Origin of the sequence: Streptomyces sp. LBL, assembly GCF_029893585.1 — a bacterium.
Taxonomy (GTDB): domain Bacteria; phylum Actinomycetota; class Actinomycetes; order Streptomycetales; family Streptomycetaceae; genus Streptomyces.
The window spans coordinates 84,151-102,190 of sequence record NZ_JARXYX010000017.1 but is presented as its reverse complement, the minus strand read 5'-3'; the positions used below and the strand labels follow the sequence as shown (position 1 = coordinate 102,190).

The 18,040-nt window shown below is 70.3% G+C and carries 17 protein-coding genes; 11 read left to right on the top strand and 6 right to left on the bottom strand.

Annotation, left to right across the window (positions count from 1 at the left end):
* Positions 1-6 precede the first annotated feature (6 nt).
* From M2271_RS21325 to M2271_RS21310, 4 genes are all read right to left on the bottom strand, one after another.
* On the bottom strand, positions 7-1,050 hold the full coding sequence (locus tag M2271_RS21325; protein WP_280888880.1) for a sugar ABC transporter substrate-binding protein: 1,044 nt from the start codon (positions 1,048-1,050) through the stop codon (positions 7-9).
* A gap of 83 nt (positions 1,051-1,133) precedes the next feature.
* Positions 1,134-1,901 carry an SDR family oxidoreductase gene (locus M2271_RS21320; RefSeq protein ID WP_280888879.1) on the bottom strand — a complete coding sequence of 256 codons (768 nt, stop codon included), beginning with the start codon at positions 1,899-1,901 and terminating at the stop codon, positions 1,134-1,136.
* Positions 1,898-3,250, bottom strand: a complete 1,353-nt coding sequence (locus M2271_RS21315) for an L-fuconate dehydratase (protein ID WP_280888878.1) — start codon at positions 3,248-3,250, stop codon at positions 1,898-1,900. Before M2271_RS21315 ends, M2271_RS21320 begins: the two co-directional genes overlap by 4 nt.
* Positions 3,251-3,531: 281 nt before the next feature.
* A complete protein-coding gene (locus M2271_RS21310; protein ID WP_280888877.1) occupies positions 3,532-4,014 on the bottom strand; it encodes an ATP-binding protein in 483 nt (160 codons plus the stop codon).
* A 34-nt stretch (positions 4,015-4,048) separates the two neighbouring features.
* Here M2271_RS21310 and M2271_RS21305 point away from each other — a divergent pair, with 34 nt between their 5' ends.
* The 4 genes from M2271_RS21305 (at position 4,049) to M2271_RS21290 (ending at position 6,755) form a co-directional block, all read left to right on the top strand.
* Positions 4,049-4,204, top strand: coding sequence for a DUF397 domain-containing protein (locus M2271_RS21305; RefSeq protein WP_280888876.1), 156 nt, complete (start codon positions 4,049-4,051; stop codon positions 4,202-4,204).
* 422 nt (positions 4,205-4,626) lie between these two features.
* A complete protein-coding gene (locus tag M2271_RS21300) occupies positions 4,627-5,481 on the top strand; it encodes an NAD(P)H-binding protein (RefSeq protein WP_348539181.1) in 855 nt (284 codons plus the stop codon).
* A gap of 642 nt (positions 5,482-6,123) precedes the next feature.
* Positions 6,124-6,387 carry a hypothetical protein gene (locus tag M2271_RS21295; protein ID WP_280888875.1) on the top strand — a complete coding sequence of 88 codons (264 nt, stop codon included), beginning with the start codon at positions 6,124-6,126 and terminating at the stop codon, positions 6,385-6,387.
* Complete coding sequence (locus M2271_RS21290; RefSeq protein ID WP_280888874.1) at positions 6,384-6,755, top strand: hypothetical protein; 372 nt, start codon at positions 6,384-6,386, stop codon at positions 6,753-6,755. The genes M2271_RS21295 and M2271_RS21290 overlap by 4 nt, the downstream gene beginning before the upstream one ends.
* A gap of 199 nt (positions 6,756-6,954) precedes the next feature.
* Here M2271_RS21290 and M2271_RS21285 read toward each other — a convergent pair whose 3' ends face one another.
* Positions 6,955-7,548 (bottom strand): hypothetical protein, encoded by a 594-nt coding sequence (locus M2271_RS21285; RefSeq protein ID WP_280888873.1) that lies wholly within the window; start codon positions 7,546-7,548, stop codon positions 6,955-6,957.
* A gap of 227 nt (positions 7,549-7,775) precedes the next feature.
* Between M2271_RS21285 and M2271_RS21280 the strand changes: the two genes are divergently transcribed.
* On the top strand, positions 7,776-8,072 hold the full coding sequence (locus tag M2271_RS21280) for a hypothetical protein (RefSeq protein WP_280888872.1): 297 nt from the start codon (positions 7,776-7,778) through the stop codon (positions 8,070-8,072).
* 496 nt (positions 8,073-8,568) lie between these two features.
* Positions 8,569-11,583 (top strand): AfsR/SARP family transcriptional regulator, encoded by a 3,015-nt coding sequence (locus M2271_RS21275; protein WP_280888871.1) that lies wholly within the window; start codon positions 8,569-8,571, stop codon positions 11,581-11,583.
* Between the two features lie 93 nt (positions 11,584-11,676).
* Here M2271_RS21275 and M2271_RS21270 read toward each other — a convergent pair whose 3' ends face one another.
* The gene (locus tag M2271_RS21270; protein WP_280888870.1) at positions 11,677-11,859 is read right to left on the bottom strand and encodes a hypothetical protein; all 183 of its coding nucleotides are present in this window, start codon (positions 11,857-11,859) and stop codon (positions 11,677-11,679) included.
* A 233-nt stretch (positions 11,860-12,092) separates the two neighbouring features.
* Between M2271_RS21270 and M2271_RS21265 the strand changes: the two genes are divergently transcribed.
* The 5 genes from M2271_RS21265 to M2271_RS21245 all read left to right on the top strand — a co-directional run bounded on the left by M2271_RS21265 (position 12,093) and on the right by M2271_RS21245 (position 17,806).
* Positions 12,093-14,087, top strand: coding sequence for a transcriptional regulator (locus M2271_RS21265; RefSeq protein WP_280888869.1), 1,995 nt, complete (start codon positions 12,093-12,095; stop codon positions 14,085-14,087).
* A gap of 474 nt (positions 14,088-14,561) precedes the next feature.
* Positions 14,562-15,527, top strand: a complete 966-nt coding sequence (locus M2271_RS21260; protein WP_280888868.1) for a TauD/TfdA family dioxygenase — start codon at positions 14,562-14,564, stop codon at positions 15,525-15,527.
* Positions 15,528-15,615: 88 nt separating this feature from the next.
* The gene (locus M2271_RS21255) at positions 15,616-16,491 is read left to right on the top strand and encodes a pyridoxal-phosphate dependent enzyme (RefSeq protein ID WP_280888867.1); all 876 of its coding nucleotides are present in this window, start codon (positions 15,616-15,618) and stop codon (positions 16,489-16,491) included.
* The gene (gene sbnA / locus M2271_RS21250; RefSeq protein ID WP_280888866.1) at positions 16,488-17,498 is read left to right on the top strand and encodes a 2,3-diaminopropionate biosynthesis protein SbnA; all 1,011 of its coding nucleotides are present in this window, start codon (positions 16,488-16,490) and stop codon (positions 17,496-17,498) included. The genes M2271_RS21255 and sbnA overlap by 4 nt, the downstream gene beginning before the upstream one ends.
* Before the next feature lie 80 nt (positions 17,499-17,578).
* Entirely contained in the window at positions 17,579-17,806 is a 228-nt protein-coding gene (locus M2271_RS21245) for an MbtH family NRPS accessory protein (protein WP_280888865.1), read from the top strand.
* The last annotated feature ends 234 nt before the right edge of the window (positions 17,807-18,040 follow it).

Here is an 18,040-nt window from a genome sequence, read left to right as displayed (position 1 = left end):
GGGTTGTCAGGAGCTCTTGCCGATCCGGTTGCCCCACAGCGACGCGTCGTCCGCATTGCCCTTGGTCACCAGCGGCGCCGGAAGCTGGTCCTCCAGGATTCCGCTGGGCAGCCGGACGATGGTGCTGTCGTGGTCGGTCGGACCCGGGTGGAAGGTCTGGCCCTCCATCGCCCGCTTGATGTAGAAGATGCCGTATTTTGCGTACTGGTCGGCCGGCTGGGAGACGGTCGCGTCGATCAGGCCCTTGCGGATCGCGTCCAGCTCCTGCGGGATGCCGTCATTGGAGACGATCACGATGTGCTTGGGGTGACCGGCCGGCGCCAGCGCGTTGTGCCGCCGCAGCGTGCTCAGCGCGGGGGCCAGATACACCCCGCCGGCCTGCAGGTAGATGCCCTTGATATCGGGGTTGGCGGTGTACAGCGCCTCCAGGCCGGCCGCCGCCTTCTCCGCGTTCCAGTCGGCGGGAATGTCCAGCACCTTGATGCCTCGGTAGTTCTTCTTGATGCACGCGCTGAACGCCTCCGACCGGTCCCGCCCGTTCACCGACGCCAGATCGCCCTGGATCTGTACGACCTTGCCCGTCTTCACCGCGTTCCCGATCCGCCGGCAGGCCTTCTCCCCGAAGGCACGGTTGTCGGCCCTGACCACCATCGCGACCTTGCCCTTGTCCGGCGCCACATCGACGGCGACCACCGGCACGCCCTTGCGTTGCGCGGCGTTCAGCCCGGCGACGATCGACGCGGAGTCCAGCGGCGAGACGACCAGGCCCTTCACGTTCTGGGCGAGCAGATTCTGGATGTCGGTGATCTGTTTGCTCGGATCGGAGTCGGAGTTCACCGTCTCCAGCACGCGGACGTCCTGGGCGGCGGCCTGCTGGGGGATGTCGGAGTTGTACGACTCCCAGAACGGTGAGGTGAGCAGCGGCAGCACCACCCCGACCTCGCCCGAAGCGGTGTCGGTGCTGTTGCCGCTGCCCCCACCGCAGGCGGTGACGGCCGGCCCGCAGCCGAGTGCGAGGGCTGTTCCGACAGCGGCGATGCGTCGCTTCATGGTGCTCGGCTCCGAGTAGGTGGTCAGTGGTCAATCAGTAGCTGGTCAGTAGTCGGCCAGTGGTCGGCCAGTGGTCGGTCATGTCAGTGGAAGGAGTCCGGACGTCTGCGGATGCCCTGTATCCCTCCGTCAACGGCGAGTGCCACCCCGGTGGTGGCCCCGGCGAGCGGCCCGGCGAGATACGCGATGGCGTCCGCGACCTGCTGGGCGGTGACCAGACGGCCGCTGGGCTGGCGGGCGATGAGAGCAGCGCGTTCGGCCTCCGGGTCGTCGGAATGTCCGAGCAGCCGGTGCACCCAGGGGGTGTCCACGGTGCCTGGGTTGACGCAGTTGACCCGGATGCCCTCGCCGATGTGGTCGGCGGCCATCGCCAGGGTCAGCGCGAGCACCGCGCCCTTGCTGGCCGCGTACAGCGCCCGCTGCGGCAGCCCGGCCAGCGCCGCGACCGAGCAGGTGTTGACGATGGCCGCGCCGGGAGACCGGCGCAGATACGGCAGAGCCGCCCGGCTGGTGCGGACGATGCCGAGCACGTTGATGTCCAGCACGTGATGCCATTCGTCGTCGGCGTTGTCCTCCACGGTGCCCAGCGCGCCGATGCCGGCGTTGTTGACCAGCACATCCAGGCCTCCGAACAGGTCCGCCACCCGGCTCACGGCGTCGGTCACCGACGCGGCGTCCCCGACATCGGCCTGCACCGGGTGCAGCCGTGCGGGCACGTGCCCAGGAATCCGGTCGAGCACCGCCACCCGGCACCCCCTCGCGGCCAGGGTCTCGGCGGTGGCCAGGCCGATCCCGGACGCCCCGCCGGTGATGACCGCGGCCAGCCCCTGGAATTCCTCCCCGGGGTTCATGCCGGGGGGCCCTCAGCCGGGGCCACGTCGTACGGGGCCTGCCAGGCGGCGCCGCCGGGGAACGCGTACGCGGCGAGCGACTCGGGCCGCATCGCCGAGCTGAAGCCGGGCGCCGTCGGGGCTGCGTACCGTCCCCGGACGATCACCACCGGGTCGAGGAAGTGCTCGTGCAGATGATCCACATACTCGATGACCCGGTCCTGGACGGTGCCGGAGACCGCCAGATAGTCGAACATCGCCAGATGCTGCACGATCTCGCACAGGCCCACCCCGCCCGCGTGCGGGCACACCGGGATCCCGAACTTGGCCGCGAGCAGGAGGATCGCCAGGTTCTCGTTGACTCCCCCGACCCGGCAGGCGTCCAACTGCAGAAAGTCGATCGCGTCCGCCTGGAGCAGTTGCTTGAACATCACCCGGTTGTGCACATGTTCGCCCGTCGCCACCCGCACCGGCGCCACCTCCCGGCGGATCGCCGCGAGGCCGAGAATGTCATCCGGGCTGGTCGGCTCCTCGATCCAGTACGGGTCGAACTCCGCCAGCCGCCGGATCCACCCGACCGCGTCGCCGACCCCCCAGCGCTGATTGGCGTCCAGCGCCATCCGCACCCCGGGGCCGATCGTCCCCCGCGCGGTACGGCACCGCCGCACATCGTCCTCCAGATCGGCGCCGACCTTGAGTTTGATCTGCCTGAACCCGCTGTCCACGGCCTCTCGCGCCAATCCGGCGACCTTGCTGTCCGGGTAACCGAGCCAGCCAGGAGACGTGGCATACGCCGGATACCCCTCAGCGAGCAGCCGCGTCTCCCGCTCCCGCACCCCTCCCCGGGCCCGCCGCAAGATCCCCAGCGCCTCATCGGGGGTCAGCGCGTCCTCCACATAACGGAAGTCGATCAACGCGACCACCTGCTCGGGCGCGAGGTCGGCCAGCAGCTTCCACAGCGGCTTCCCCTCCCGCTTCGCGTACAGATCCCACACGGCGTTCACCACGGCCCCGATGGCCATGTGCACCACGCCCTTCTCCGGCCCCAGCCATCGCAGCTGGCTGTCGCCGACGAGCGAGCGGCAGAACCCCCCGAGGTCGGACAGGACCTCTCCCAGCCGCAGCCCCACCACATGCGGGCGCAACGCGTTGATCGCCGCCACCTCGACCTCGTTGCCCCGGCCGATGGTGAAGCAGAACCCATGCCCCTCCAGCCCGTCCCCGGCATCGGTGCGGACGATCACATAGGCCGCCGAATAATCCGGATCGGGGTTCATCGCGTCCGACCCGTCAAGCCGACGAGACGTGGGAAACCGGATGTCGTGGGCGTCCAGCGCCGCGATCCGCCCCCGCGTCGGGTGGGGCCTCATGGCAGGCGGCTCATCGACGTCATCGGGAGGACTCCAGAGAATCAGGCCTGACGGCAAGGTTGGACACCCAAATGAGTGTATATCCCCCAAAAGCCCCGATCGCGCGTCCGCACGCCTGTGTCTCCGAGGGCTTGGACCGACCGCCGATCGGTCACTTGAGGCAGCGAGCGAGCCACTCGGCCGGAGAGATGACCTCCACGATCAGTTCGACCGCGTGAGCGTCCAGGAGCCGGCCGTCGCCGGCCTTGAACCCCGCCGCTCAGGATGGCTGCACCCGGCACTCACAGCAGCCCACCGTCCCGTACCACCAGCGACTCCGCCGCGGGCACCCGTAGCGCCGGGCCCTCGTCCAGTCCGAGCACGACGGCGAGACCACCAGCCGCGTACGGCTCAGTGCGCACCGCACGGACGCCGCGCCACTCGCCCCACACCCTCACGTGCTGCCCAGGCCGCACGACGACCGCCGCGACCTCCCTCTCGACGGGCCCGGCCACGATGTCCGGCGCCTTCAGCTCGGCCCACACCGTCTTCCCGACCCCGCCCGCGCGCTCCTCGGCACCCCAGCGGTGAGCCAACGCCTCCACCAGCAGCAGCCCACGCCCACCGGTCTCCTCGTCTCCGGGCGCCTGAAACACGGGCCTGCCCGAGCCCGCGTCGCTCACCTCCAGCCGCAGCAGCCCGTCCGCCGGCGACCGCGCGATCCGGACACCCACCTGCCGGCCGCTCGGTACGCACACGCGCTTCGAGCTGAAGGTCTCTGCCATGACGCCCCCAGAGGGTCGATAGCCGCTGATCGAGTTGCCGCGAGCCAAGGGAAGTTCCGACTCCCGGCATGTCGAAGTCGCCGCCAACCTCCCCGCCCTCATCCCCGTCCGCGACAGCAAGCGCCCCACCGGCCCCACCCTCGCCTTCTCCCCCAGCGCATGGACCACATTTGTCGGTCACCTGCGCTGAGCAGAGCCTCGTGCGATGAAGGCGAAGGTGGACCCGCCCGTGGGCGCGCCACCCCCACTGATGCCGCGCCCACCCCGCCGCGGACGCACGCCCGTCACGCCTCCGCCGCGGGTGGGCTCCACCGCCCCGAAGCGAAAGCGGTCAACAGCTCCGGCCGGCAACCGTGAACGGGTGGTCGGAACCCAGGCTGCGTGCCCGTCTGGCCACGACATCCGCCATCAGCTCCGTTGCCGCGTCCACATGACCGAGCGCGTCCTGGGTTCGGGAGAGGCTGCTGGACCGAGAGCGCGATCGGGTGATCGGGGCCCAACGCGTCGCTGGCATGCCGTAGGCTGATTTGTGTCGAGGTGAAGCGTCGGAACGCCTCGATGCCGGGTTCGGCTCCATGGCGCGTAGTTTCTACGTGAAATGGGGCTTCTCCTATGTCGCACTTCGACAGTGGGCCCACCCTGGTCATGGGTGCCCGCGGCAGTATCGGTACGTTCGTCCTGAATGCGCTGCGTGAGCAGGGTCTGTCGGTGCGCGCTTCGGCCCGCAAGCCGCAGCCAGGACAGTTCCCGACGGACATCGAGGTGTTCGCCGCGGACCTGGGCGACCCGGCCAGCCTTCACAGCGCGTTCGCCAGCATGCGGCAGGTATTTCTCTACGCCCACCACGGCAGCCCGCACGGCGTGATCGCTGCCGCCCGGGCCGCCGGAGTGGACAAGATCGTGCTGATGTCCTCGGGCAGTGTGATTCACCCGACCTCGGCGGGCAACACCATCACCGAGGAGCACCGGGCGATCGAGAACGCGTTCGCCGCGGCATCCGGTCTGACGGTGGTGCCGGTACGGCCGCTCGTGCTGGCGACCAACGCACTCAACTGGGCCTGGCCGATCAAGGCGGGCAACACCGTGGCGCTGTACAAGCCCGACGCCCTGACCGCTCCGATCCACGAAAGCGACGTTGCTGCGGTCGCCGTCGCGGCACTGACGGAGAACACCTCGCCGCAGGTGAGCGGCCTGCTGACCGGCCCGGTGCGCCTGAGCCAGCGCGATCAGGTTGCGGCGATCGCGGCCGCCACGGGCAAGGACATCACCGTCACCGAGCTTTCCCGGCACGAGGCTTCGGCCCAGTTCTCGCGGTTCATGCCCGCCGACGAGGCCGAGGCGGTGCTGCAGTTCCTCGACGACGCCGATGCAGGCAACTCGCCCGCCACCGACACCGTCACTCAGGTCACAGGCCGCCCGGCGACCGGGTTCGACATCTGGGCGGCGGACCACGCCGCCGACTTCTGACACGCGCTGAGGGAGACGGAGGGAGAAGCCGATGCCGAAGATCACCACCGGTAAGGGTCTGCCCACAGCTCGGCTTCTCCGGCCCCAGCGGAACGACTTGGGTTCACAGACCCTCTCAGCTCTCTTGGGGCTGCGCCTCTCATGCTCCTGGCGTTCAACTTCCGTGTGGGGAAGGGTGGCATGGAGTGTTTGGTGGCTTTATGTCACCCCCGGTAGGTGCAGGTAGGGGACTTTCCCGGGTCGCGAGGTTCGCGGGTGATCAAAACCCTCCAATCACTGGAGGTATGCCCACTAAGAGGTGGTTGCACATCTGACCCTGCGGGGGTGCGATGGCCAAGCCGCGACGGACATCGAAGAAGCGTGGACCTGCTCCGGTGGCGGACAAGCGTGATCATTACCCTCGCCTCGTGGCGCAAGGGATGAGCAACTCGGCGGCGTGCCGCGAGGTGGGAACCAACCGCAGGGCCGGGACTCTCCGGCCGGTACGCGCGACCTGGTCAACCAGCCCTGCACGGGCCCGCGGCAGAGTCGGCGGGAGCCCCGGCGCCGCGTCGACAGGCACGGTCTTCCGGTGGGATCACGGGGCGAGGCCACTCTTCGAGCGTGGACCCCGACCGGGGTATTCATTGGTATTCTCGCGCTATGGCTGACACCACGATCAAGATCGACGAAGGTACAAGAGATCGCCTTCGCACGCTGGCCGAAGAGCGCGGACTCAGCACTCGCGCGTACGTGGAACGCGTCGTCGCGGCGACTCCCACCGAAGGCGAACGGGCCGAGCGGACGGCACGAGCGATCGCGTACGTCCGCGCGAACCTGCGGCCGGAGCTGACCGACGAGGACGTACGCGAGGCTCAGGCCTGGCGAGCGGAAATCGCCGCGGGTCGCTTGGGGGAGCTCCGGTGATCATCCTGGATCACACGGCGGTGGTCGCCCTGTGCAGGGGGCACCGACTGCTGTCCGGACTGGCCGTGGTCGAGGTCGACGATCCGCTGCAACGCGCGCACGTCCCCGCGTTGTGTCTGTTCGCGGCGAGCATGGAGCTCCCTGGTGCGGCGGCGCACACGGGGGCGCTTCCCGGCCTGGAGTTCGTGCCTCTCGACTTCGCGGGTGCGGCCGCCGTGGAGCAGACGACCGTCGCCGGCGTCGACTGGCGGCACGCGCACGCGGTCTACGCTTCGGCGGCCGGCCAGGGCGAAGGTCAGGTACTGACCGCGACCCCAGAGGCGTACGACGGCACGGGGGTATGGGCGGTGGACATCGGCAAGCCGTGAGACCGGCCGCCACGGTATGCCCGACTCGATGGCGCCGCCTCCAGTCCTCGCCAGTGTGCCCTTCGTCAGATGACGCCCGTAGGTCTCCATCGTCCGGAAATCGAGCACTTGTTGGGAGAGGAAACCGTCTGCCAGGGTGAGGGCAAGCGGCAACCGACCGAGTCGTTCCGCGATCTCCGCCGCCTCCTCCTAACTGTGGTCAGTGGCCGCCGCTCGGGGGCTCGCAGCCGGTGCCGTCGGGGTAGCCGCCGAAGGCATCCGCCTGGGTGGAGCCACCGCTCATCGTGCCCTCCACACACCAGGGAGAGGCACCGATGTCGATGAGGAAGCCGACCCCGGCGGACCCGTTCTGGTACGCCTGCACCTTCCCGGCGGAGTAACCGAGGCTGGTGAGCGCGTTGCGGACGCTGTCCGGGGCAAAGTCGCCGCGCCGGCGCAGCGGTTCGAGTGCACGCTTGACGCGTCCGACGGTGGTGAGTCCGTCGCAGCGGCTCTGGCCGTGAAGCGGGATGGGAACTCTGAAGCCGTGGTTTTCGGCGTAGTGGTCGGTCGGCGGCACGGTCGAGTTGGGGGTGGTGGCGGCCGCGGGCGCCGTCGGCTCGGGGCTCTCGCCGGGGCAGGGGAGACCCGCTGGTGTACTCGGCGTCGATATGCCGGTCGGCGTCGGATGCGAACTCCGGTACCCGTCGGCGGTGTCCCCTGCCCGCTGCGTTCCGCACCCCGCCGCCAGCAGAACCATCGTCGCCAACGGCAGCATCCCGAGCCGGGCTCTCGTCGTCCTTAACGTCGCCATCCCCCGATCCTCCCCCGCGGCTCGGTGGGCGTCATGAGTATTTCTACCCGTCGGGCCACACTCCGGTCAGCCGCCTGTAACCGCTGCTCCTGCCCGGGCGCTGCACGTGTGGCAAAGAGGGACACCGGGGGTGTCGGCACGGGTGATCTCGTGGGCCACTTTCATCGCCTTCCGCTGTCCCGGCGTCCGCTGCACGGCGCTCACCTGGATGCCCGCGTGAAGTAGCTGTGGCACGCCACCTACCGCAGGCTGACCTGGAAGTGGGCGCCTCATTCGACGAGGTCTGCACGGTGACCCGCACCGGCCCCAACGACACGAGCGACCTGCAGTGCAACATCACCCTTTCGCTGTCCGAAGGGCAGATCACCGTGCAGGGAGTGTTCAGCATCACCGGTTCCGGCCCCGGTGACATCACCCTGGCGATCACAGGAGGCACGGGCTGTTACCAGACAGCCCAGGGCTTCATCCACGCCGTCAACACCAGTGCCACCGAAACTCAGCTCACCGTCCACCTCATCCGCTGAGGTTCAAACGCACGCTCTCAACCTCAACACCGAGCATGCGAACGGCGCTGCACCAGCAGGTGCAGCGCCGTGATGTCGTGTCACCCGACCGGGCGGGCGGCCGGGGCAGCCGACGGCGTGCAGCGAGCCGCGCCTTTGGCTGCCGCGGCCTTCTTGGCGGCGGCGACGGCAGCCCGCTGCTTGCGCTGCTCGGCAAGCCGGCCCCCTGTGCGGCCTTGCCGCGCGGCCGGAAAGCGTCAGTCCGGACGGCCGTCGTCGGCTCGACGTGGCAGGGGGGTCAACGTGGCCAGGGGCCAACGGGACGGGAGGCCAACTCGACTTCTGAGCAGGCCCGTTCGGCCAGCGGGCCCGCGCGGCCGCGTACCGCGTCGGCGGTCACAGGAGGGGCGCGTACCGTGACAATCGGACGCCTGTCGTCCTGAAAGCAGCGGCTTGCCCAAGGAGAGGACACAATGACGCGGGGCAGGGGGCCCAACTGCCGGTAGGGGGACTGGGAATGCGTCAAGTTGTGTTCAGACTGTTAGGTCCACTCGAAGTACATACGGGAGGGAGCAACCCCAGGTTGGGCGGGCCGCGACAGCGGACCATTCTGACGATGCTGCTGCTGGCGCCGAATCGGGTCGTGTCCGTCGACAACCTCATCGACGCCGTCTGGCCGCAGGGCGCTCCCAACACCGCGCGGAACCAGGTGGCCATCTGCGTGGCCAACCTGCGCAAGGTCTTCAAGGATACCGCCGGAGTGGACGATCTCATCGTCACCTCGCACCCGGGGTACATCCTGAACTCGCTGGAACACCGGATCGACGTCGTCGACTTCGAGGAACGGGTCGCCCAGGCACGGGACGTGGCCCGCGGCGGCCGGATCGCCGAGGCGTGTGACCTGTTCGCGGAGGCACTGGCTCTGTGGCGGGGCAGCGCACTGGACGGAGTGACGGGCAGCCGGGTGGAGGAGGAAGCCGTCCGGCTGAACGAGGTCCGGTTGGACGTGTATGAGGAACAGGCGAGCCTGCAGCTCCAGTTGGGGCGGCATCAGGCGCTCACGGCGGAATTCTCGGCGCTGGTGAAGGAGCATCCGCTGCGCGAACAGGCCAGGGCGCACCTGATGCTGGCGCACTACCGCTCGGGACGGCGGGCCGAGGCCCTCGCGGTGTTCCAGGAGGGGCGCGAGGTACTCGTCGAGGAGCTGGGCATCGAGCCGGGTCCGGCTCTTCAGGCACTGCACGAACTGGTGCTGCTGGACTCGCCGGAGCTGACGCAGCCGTCCGTCAACCCGGCGCCGGCGCCCGCCTCCAACGTACCCAGACAACTGCCCGTCCAGTCGGCGTCGTTCACCGGCCGTGCCTCCGAACTCCGGTCGTTGGACCGGATGCTGGACGAGCGGCTCGGGCAGTCACCCCTGACGGTCGCCGCGATCAGTGGAGTGGGCGGGGTCGGCAAGACGGCTCTGGCGATCCACTGGGCCAACCAGGTCGCCGCCCGCTTTCCGGACGGACAGCTGTTCACGGATCTGCGCGGCTACGACGAGAAGGACGCCCCGGTCCCGCCGTCGACCGTCCTGGACCGGTTGCTGCGCTCGCTCGGTGTGCCGGGGCCGCAGATCCCCGCCGACCCGGGCGAGCGTGCCGCCCTCTACCGCAGCGTGCTCGACGGCAAGCGGACTCTGATCGTGCTCGACAACGCCCGCTCGTTCCAGCAGATCTCACCGTTGCTGCCGGGTTCCGGCCGCTGCTGTGTGCTGATCACCAGCCGGGACATGATCGACGACCTCCTCGGTGACTACGCGGTGCTGCAGATCGGCCTCAACGTGATGGCCCCGGAGGAGGCGACCGCCCTGCTCGCGGAGGTCGCGGGCGAGAGCCGGATCGGCGCCGACCCGGGAGCCACCGCCCGGCTGGGCTCGCTGTGCGACCGATTACCCCTGGCGCTGCGTATCGCCGGTGCCCGGCTGGCGGCCAGACCGCACTGGTCGGTACGGAATCTGGTGTCCCGGCTGGAGAACCAGCGCCGCAGGCTGGACGAGCTCAGCCCCGGCGAGGGCGGGGTACGTGCGGGGTTCCGGCTCAGCTACCGCGATCTGCCGCCCGAAGCGCAGCGGCTGTACCGGCGGCTCGGTCTGCTGACGGCCCCCGATTTCGCCGCGTGGGTGGGAGCGGCGCTGCTGGACACCCCCGATCCCGTGGACGCGGAGATCCTGATCGAGAAGCTGGTCGACGCGCAGCTGCTGGAGGTGGCCGCGAGCCCGGGCCCCGCTACGCGTTACCGCTTCCAGGACCTGCTGCGCCTGTACGCCTGGGAATGCGCGCAGGCCGAGGAGAGCGAGGAGGAACGCCGGGCCGCGGTGGAGCGCGCGTTCAGCGGCTGGCTGATGCTGGCGGACGCGGCCCGGCAGCGGACCAACGGCGGGAATCCCTCTCTGGCGTACGGGCCGGTGCGGCCGTTCCCGCTGCCGGACGATCTCGTCGACGAACTGCTGGAAGATCCGATGGGGTGGTTCGAGTCGGAGCGGACCGCGCTGGCCGATGTCATCGAGCAAGCGGCTCGGAGTGATCTGTCGACCTACGCCTGGGGGCTGACGGCCAACATCACCACCCTTTTCGAGCCGCACAACTACCTGGAGGACTGGCACTCCTGCGCGATGAGCGCCCTCGCGGCGGCCCGGCGCACCGGGGACCGGCTCGGCGAGGCGACCATGCTGCGCTCGCTCGGCACGCTCGCGATATACCAGCGGAGGTACCAGGAGGCGGAGTCCTCGTTGCTGCCCGCGCTCGAACTCTTCGAGGAGTGCGGCGAGGTGCACGGTCGCGCGCTGGTGCTGCGCAACCTCGCGGTGTGCTCCCGGTTCGCGGGAAATCTCCAGGACGCGCGGCACCAGGCCGGGCAGTCGCTGGACGACTTCCGGAAGACGGAGGACCTCGCTAGCGAGTCCCATGTACTGGGCCTGCTGTCCCAGATCGAACTGGAACTCGGCAATGTGTCCAGCGGGATCGATCTGTGCACGGAGGCCATCGCCAAGAGCCACGAGGCAGGTTCGGTGCGAGTCGCGATGCAGAACACCTACCGGCTCGCGGAGGCGCTGATGCGCCAGGGCGATCCGGCGGCGGCCGAGCGGGCCTGCCGGGAGGTGCTGGAGCTCACCCGGGCAAAGGGCGACCGGCTGGGGCTGGGGCACGCGTTGCGCGGTATCGGGGAGGCGCGGTGGCGCCAGGACGACCCGGAGGCGGCCGTGGTGGTCCTGAAGGAGGCCCTGGAGGTGGCCGACGATGTCGCGGACCGCTTTCTGCGAGCCCGGATCGAGGCCGATCTCGGTTGCGCCCGGCTCGTGGGCGGGTCACCGCAGGACGCGATACCCCAACTGCGGCGTGCGCTCGGCGTGTTCGAGGAACTGGGCGCGCAGGCGTGGCGGCAGCGGATCGCGCGGGTCCTGGAGGCGGTGGACCCCGGTCGGGACACGGGCGGAACAGGTCCCCGGACAGTGTCGTCCGGGGACCTGGTGGCGCTGCTGGAGATGTGAGGCAGGTCCCCGGACGGTGTCGTCCAGGGACCTGTGGGCGCTGCCGGAGTTGTGAGGCGTGGTCGCCGTTCCGGCGGCACGCCACCCGGTCGGTCAGGTCCAGGGAAAGTCGTCACTGGGACTGTCGACGGGGGCGTCGGACGTCACGGCCGTCCAGGACATGTCGCCCTGCGTCGCCCGCTGCGCGGGCGTCGTCCGCTCCGCGGCTGCCGACTGTCCCGCACCACCCAGCATCAGGGCGGTACCCGTGATCACCGTGGCAAGTACGGACGTCATGGCGGTGCGGGTGCTCTGCATCATTTCTCCCAGTCATGTTGTCCTGCGTGCCGGCCCTGTGCTCCGGCGGTGAGAAGAACGCTAGGTAGCGGGCCTATTGCGGGGTTATCAGTTCGATTTCGCGTCTCCGGGTCCGGTGGCGAAATCGAATCGATATCCGGCCAATAGGCCGGGCACGTACGTTCGACTTCTAGCCATGGCTCAGATCAGGGCGACAAACGGGGTGACGACTTATGGAGTTTCGGGTTCTGGGACCGGTCGAGGCGAGAGACGACGGTGGCCGGGTCGCGCTTTCCGGGTCCAAAATGCACACGGTCCTCGCGGCCATGCTCCTCGCACCCGGGCAGGTGGTCTCGGACTCCCGGCTGAGCAGCCTGCTCTGGGGCTGGGACCCTCCGGCGACCGCGAGCGCACAGATCTACACGTACATGTCGCGGCTACGGGGTCTGCTGGGCTCGGAGGTCGCGGTCGTCAGGCGCCAGCCCGGATATCTCCTCGTCGCCCGGGACAGCAGGGTCGACCTGCTGGAGTTCGAACGGCTGGAGCGGCAGGGCCAGGAGGCGCTGCGGCGGCAGGAGTACGCGACCGCGGCGAGTCTGCTGCACGAGGCGCTGGAGCTGTGGCACGGGCCGGCTCTGGCCAACGTCACCGAGTTCATGCGGGACATGGAGCTGGCCCCGCTGGAGGAGGCCCGGATCCTCGCGCTGGAGAACCGGATCGAGGCGGATCTCGCGCTCGGCCGGCACGAACGGGTGACCGGCGAGCTGACGGCGGCGGTGGCGCAGCATCCGACCCGGGAGCGGCTGCGGGCACAGCTGATGACCGCGTTGTACCGGTGCGGGCGGCAGGCCGACGCGCTGGGTACGTACCACGAGGGCCGGAAGGTACTCGTGGAGCAGCTCGGAGTCGACCCGGGGACCGCGCTCGGCGCCACGTACCAGGCGGTGCTGGGCGGGGAACTGGGGCTTGAGTCTCCGCCGCCGATCGGGATGGCACCGGCCGGCAGCGGCGCCCGGCCCTGGGCGGGGCGGGACGCGGGTACGGGTACGGGTACGGGTACGGGTACGGGTACGGGGCCGGTCGGTCCGGCGATGCTCCCGCCCGACATCGACGACTTCACCGGGCGAGGGAGCGAACTGGCCGCGCTGGGCTCGATGATCTCGGCCGCCGCGGACAGCTCGCGCGGCGAGGGCGGCTCCTCGCGCCCCCGGCGTTTCCTGCTCACCGGGATGGCGGGCATCGGCAAGACCGCGCTCGCCGTGCACGCCGCACACGCGCACGCCTGGCGGTATCCGGACGGGCAGCTGTACGTGGACCTGTGCCGGCCCGACGGTACGCCCCGTGATCCCGGCGACGTGCTCAGGCGGCTGCTGCGGGCACTGGGGGAGCCCGGCCCGGAGCGCGGCGGGGCTTCGGCCGCACCGGACGACCTGGAGGAACTGATACGGCGCTATCGCAGCCGTACGGCGGAGCGACGGCTGCTGATCGTGCTGGACAACGCCGTCAGTGACGTCCAGCTGGGGCCGCTGCTGCCGGGCAGTGCCGAGGCCACGGTCCTGGTCACCTGCCGTACCCAGCTCACACACGTGGCCGGTTCCTTCTCGCTGGGACTGGGTCCGCTGAACGACGACGACGCGCTGACGCTGCTCGCCTCGGCCGCCGGCCGGTCGCCGGCCGACGGGGCCGCGGACACCTTCGACGACCTGGTCGCCTGCTGCGCCGGACTGCCGCTCGCCCTGCGCGTGACCGGCACCCGGCTGGCGGCCCGCCCGTTCTGGCCGGCGGCGCGTCTCGCCGCCCGGCTGGCCGAACCCCGGTTCCGGCTGGACGAGTTGAGCTATGGAGACCTCAGCGTCCGGGACGCCCTGTGGCGCTCGGTCCTGCTGCTGGACGCGGGCGGTCGGGTCGTCCTGAACGCGCTCGCCGGGACGGGGCCGCGGCCGTTCACGGCACAGCAGGCCGGGGAACTCCTCGGCGTCTGCGCGAACGAGGCGGAACGCGGCCTGGAGTCGCTGGTGGACGCGGCCCTGCTGGACATCTGCGGAGTCGATGTCACGGGTCAGCCGCTGTACAGGTGCCACGAGCTGGTCCGTCTGCTGGCCTTGGCCGGGGACACTGCACCGGCACCCGAGGGGTCGGCGCGCGGTAGGTCGCCGAAGCCCGCGGCGGCCCGTGCACGCCTCCGCCTGGTACCGCGGGCCGGCCTGGCGGCGGCCGCTTCCGGGTGACCCGCCGGGCGCGAACTGCGACCCGTGTCCCGTCCGGACCGGAGGGAACAGCGACCCGTCTCCCGTCCGGATTGGAGGGAGCAGCAGCCCGCGTCGCCTCCGGACCGGAGGGACACGGCCCGCTTCCTCACGTGTTGGGGCGGTGCGGACGAATCGGGCCGGGTCGGGTCGGGTCGGCGGATACCGTACGGCCGCCTGCGGCCCCGGCGACCGTGAGGCGGGACACGGCCGCCTACGACCGACTGCCGCCCCAGCGACCGTGAGGCGGGCCGCCGGGGCACGCGGCCGCGTGCCCTCGCCCGCGTCGAGGTCGCCGACGGGCCGGACCGTGGTCCGGCGCCGTTCGGCGTGGGTGACCGGGACCGGGTCCGGGTCCCTGGGGCGGCCGTGTAGGACCTTCATAGATTCCGGCATGGAGCCCGGCGGACTCTGCAACGAAGTGACCAACCCGGCGCAGAGATGAGGGAACCGTCCATGCACACCGCCGAGGAACAGAAGGCCGACTCCTGGACCCCCGGAGAGATCGTCGCGAACACGGCCGCACGGGGTACGGGAACGGAGCAACTCGCCGAGTCCTTGAGACAATTCACGGACGGCGCGAGTCTCACTGAGGTGCTGGCCCGCGAGAAGGGACTGGTCCTGCGCGGTTTCGGGATCACCCCGGACACGCTCGGACCGACACTTGATCTGCTCCTGCCCAACCGGCTCGCCTATGTGCACGGGAACTCCCCGCGCACCAAGGTCGGCGGGAACGTGTACACATCGACCGAGTACCCGCAGGAATTCACCATCTCGATGCACAACGAGATGAGCTACGCGCACAGTTGGCCGGCCAGGCTCGCCTTCTACTGCGAGACCACCCCCGGGTCCGGCGGTGCGACACCCGTCGTGGACGCCGCGCTGTGGCTCCGGGCGCTCGACGACGAGGTGCGCGAGGCGTTCCGCGACGGCGTCCGCTATGTACAGAACCTGCACGACGGGTACGGGCTCGGCAAGAGCTGGCAGGACACCTTCGAGACCGAGGACCGCGGCCGGGTCGAGGCGTTCCTCGCCGGCACGGGGGCCGAGTGGCGGTGGAAGGCGGACGGCGGGCTGTGGGTCGCCCAGCACCGTCCGGCCACCACCCGCCACCCGGTCACCGGGGCGGAGGTGTGGTTCAACCAGGCGGACCAGTGGCATCCGGCCGGTCTCGGCGACGACACCGCGGCGCAGCTCGCCGCGATCCTGCCGCCTGAGGAACTGCCCCAGTGGGTGACCTTCGCCGACGGCAGCCCCATCCCGGCCGCGTACGTGGAACAGATCCGCGACCGCGGACTCGACCACGCCGTGGACGTGGGCTGGCGGGCCGGGGACCTGCTGCTGATCGACAACGTCCTGCTGGCGCACGGCCGCCGCCCCTTCACCGGGGCCCGGCGTGTCCTCGTGGCGATGTCCGACTGACCGACCCGTATAGGGAAGCGGGAATTCCCATAGAAGCCCTGTAGACGGCTGTCGCATATTCATTCAGGAATCAGGGAGAGGGGAAGAAGTGAACCGGGACGTACACCGAGGAATCCTTTCCACCATCGGAGCGACCCCACTGGTGGAGTTGGAGAATTTTTTGGAGGGATTCCGGTCCCGTGTCCTCGTGAAAATGGAGCGGCACAACCCGGGGGGCAGCATCGAGGACCGCACCGCTCTTTCCCTCATGCGGGACGCCATACGGGGAGGGGAACTACTGCCCGGGAGCTCACTGGCCGTCGAGGTCTGCTCGCCGGACCTCGCCGTGTCGCTGGCTCAGGTGTGCCGCTACTACGGAATCGACTTCCTCGCCGTCGTCGAGGGCGCGCTCCCGCAGCCGTACCCGGCGCTGCTGACCGCGTACGGCGCCCGCGCCGAGACGGTGCCCGCCGGGGCCGGCCGGGCACGGGTCCGGGAACTCGCGGCGTCCGAACCGGGGGTGCTGTGGCTCAGCGCCACCGCCGGGCCGCTGCAGCCCCAGGACGACACCGACATTCCGCGGGAGATCGCCGAGGCACTCGACGGCCAGGTCGACCACATCCTGTGCGACCTCGCGTATCCACGTGCCCTGGGCGGCTGCGCCGAGTACATGCGGCTCCAGGGGAGGGCGACCTCGGTCATCGCGGTCTACACCGGCAAGGGGTCCTCTCCGGACGACCCGCTGGCGGTGCCGTTCGGCGTGGACGAAGTGGTACGGGTCGGCGCGGCGGAGACCGCCGTCATGGCGGACCGGCTGCTGCTCACCCAGGGCATCCTGCCCGACCGTTCGACCGCGGCCGCCGCGGCGGCGCTGCGCCGGATCGCCCCTCGTATCGCTCCGGGATCGAACTGCGTCCTGATCGCCCCGGTCGGTGGCGGACGCCTGGTGGACACCATCGAGGGCAAGGAGACCGTCCGGTCATGAAACACCGAGGACTCACCGTCGCCAAAGGACTCCCCGACGCCATCGGCGGTACACCACTGGTGGCCCTGGACCGGCTGCTGCCGGGTTTCCCGTCGCGGGTCTACGCGAAGATGGAGCACTTCAACCCGGGTGGCAGCATCAAGGACCGCACAGCGGTGCGGCTGCTCGCCGCCAAGGTGCACAGCGGCGAGATCGACCCGCGCCGTTCCGTCGTCGTCGAGAGCAGTTCCGGAAACCTGGGCGTGGGACTCGCGCAGCTCTGCCGCTACTTCGGTCTGCGCTTCGTCTGCGTCGTCGATGCCCGCACCACCACCAGGAACATCGCCATGCTCCGTGCCTACCGGGCCGAGGTGGAGGTCGTACGCCGGCCCGATCCGGAGACCGGGGAGTATCTGCCGGCCAGACTGCGCCGGGTACGGGAACTGGTGGCGTCCACTCCGGACGCGTACTGGCCCAACCAGTACGCCAACCCGGACAACCCGCGGGCCCACCATCTGACGATGGCGGAGATCGACCGGGCTCTCGGCGGGCGGGTCGACTACCTGTTCACCGCCGTCAGCACCTTCGGCACGCTGCGCGGCTGCGCCGAGTACATCCGCTCCCACGGCCTGCGGACCACGGTGGTCGGAGTGGACGCCCAGGGCAGCGCGATCTTCGGCAACCCGCCCGGGCCCCGGCTGCTGCCGGGACACGGAGCCGGGATCCGGCCGCCGCTGGCCGACCCCTCCCTCGCCGACGAGGTCGTGCACGTGCCCGACCTGGACAGCGTGGCCGCCTGCCGGCGGCTGGTGATGCGCGAGGCGGTGCTCGCGGGGGCGTCCTCGGGAGCGGTCGTCTCCGCGCTCGAACAGCTGGCTCCGGGTATCCCCGAGGGCTCGAACTGCGTGCTCGTCTTCCCCGACGGCGGGGACCGCTACCTCGACACCGTGTACTGCGACGAATGGGTCACGCAACGGTTCGGGGACGTGGCCCACCTGTGGAAGGCGCCGCTCACCACGACCGTCTGACGCCCCCCGGCCCGCCCGGCCCCGGACAGATCCATCCACAGCACCTCCCTGCTCAGCGCACATCACTTGAGGAGACAGACATGCCCGAACAGCAGTCCGACACCGCCAAGGCCGCCTTCCGCGTCGTACTCAACGACGAGGAGCAGTACTCGGTCTGGTGGACCGACCGTGAACTGCCCGCCGGCTGGCGTGCGGAGGGAACCGAGGGCACCCGCGAGGAGTGCCTGGCCCACATCGGCGAGATCTGGACCGACATGCGCCCGGCCGGCCTCCGCAGGCGCATGGCGGAGAACGCCCCGGCCGTCTAGGACGGCGCCCCGCCGATCGTGTCTGGTCGGCGAAACATCGTCCGGTGCGGTGCCCGAGGTGCCGTACCGGACGACGAGCCCGCCACCACCCGAGAGGACCCCGCCCTTCGTCGGCCGGGGAAGAGCCGCCGCCACCGCACCGGGGCCCCGCTCCGCGCATCCTGCTCCGTCCCACAGCTCATGCCCCAGCGGCGCCCGCCACCGGCGCCGGGAACGAACCGCTTCCTGGGGGCC

Bases quoted from the DNA above. Each gene is read 5' to 3' on its own strand.
- M2271_RS21325 (WP_280888880.1), bottom strand. From the start codon at position 1,050: ATGAAGCGACGCATCGCCGCTGTCGGAACAGCCCTCGCACTCGGCTGC.
- M2271_RS21245 (WP_280888865.1), top strand. From the start codon at position 17,579: ATGCCCGAACAGCAGTCCGACACCGCCAAGGCCGCCTTCCGCGTCGTA.
- M2271_RS21270 (WP_280888870.1), bottom strand. From the start codon at position 11,859: ATGACGTCCGTACTTGCCACGGTGATCACGGGTACCGCCCTGATGCTG.
- M2271_RS21275 (WP_280888871.1), top strand. From the start codon at position 8,569: ATGCGTCAAGTTGTGTTCAGACTGTTAGGTCCACTCGAAGTACATACG.
- M2271_RS21265 (WP_280888869.1), top strand. From the start codon at position 12,093: ATGGAGTTTCGGGTTCTGGGACCGGTCGAGGCGAGAGACGACGGTGGC.
- M2271_RS21300 (WP_348539181.1), top strand. From the start codon at position 4,627: ATGTCGCACTTCGACAGTGGGCCCACCCTGGTCATGGGTGCCCGCGGC.
- sbnA (WP_280888866.1), top strand. From the start codon at position 16,488: ATGAAACACCGAGGACTCACCGTCGCCAAAGGACTCCCCGACGCCATC.
- M2271_RS21285 (WP_280888873.1), bottom strand. From the start codon at position 7,548: ATGGCGACGTTAAGGACGACGAGAGCCCGGCTCGGGATGCTGCCGTTG.
- M2271_RS21295 (WP_280888875.1), top strand. From the start codon at position 6,124: ATGGCTGACACCACGATCAAGATCGACGAAGGTACAAGAGATCGCCTT.
- M2271_RS21315 (WP_280888878.1), bottom strand. From the start codon at position 3,250: ATGAGGCCCCACCCGACGCGGGGGCGGATCGCGGCGCTGGACGCCCAC.
- M2271_RS21260 (WP_280888868.1), top strand. From the start codon at position 14,562: ATGCACACCGCCGAGGAACAGAAGGCCGACTCCTGGACCCCCGGAGAG.
- M2271_RS21320 (WP_280888879.1), bottom strand. From the start codon at position 1,901: ATGAACCCCGGGGAGGAATTCCAGGGGCTGGCCGCGGTCATCACCGGC.
- M2271_RS21310 (WP_280888877.1), bottom strand. From the start codon at position 4,014: ATGGCAGAGACCTTCAGCTCGAAGCGCGTGTGCGTACCGAGCGGCCGG.